Below are 281 nucleotides of genomic sequence, written 5' to 3'. Positions count from 1 at the left end.
CCTACACCGGCATCGCGCGCGAGCTCGACGTCGACCGACGCGTCGTCGACTCGACGACCGACGCGATCCTGGCCGACCCCGAGCTGAAGCGCATCTTCACCAACATCTCGTCGGTGCCGAGCCTGATGGACTTAGCGCCCGTCTTAGACCTCACGGTGCTCACCATCGAGGTCGCGGCCGCCGACGAGGCCGGGATCGTCGCCGAGGTCACCGGAATCTTGGCCGACCGCGGCGTCTCGATCCGACAGGTGCTGAGCGAGGACCCCGAGTTCACCGACGAC

Annotated in this window: 1 protein-coding gene; it reads left to right on the top strand. The window is 67.6% G+C overall.

Going from position 1 to position 281, the window contains the following annotated elements:
* On the top strand, positions 1 to 281 hold a 281-nt coding region (locus EXE45_RS18805), incomplete at both ends, for an ACT domain-containing protein (RefSeq protein WP_137695192.1).

Source organism: Halorubrum sp. SP9 (assembly GCF_005435015.1).
Taxonomy (GTDB): Archaea; Halobacteriota; Halobacteria; order Halobacteriales; family Haloferacaceae; genus Halorubrum; species Halorubrum sodomense.
The sequence above is the reverse complement of the archived record's forward strand: the minus strand, read 5'-3'. Positions and strand labels throughout refer to the sequence as shown.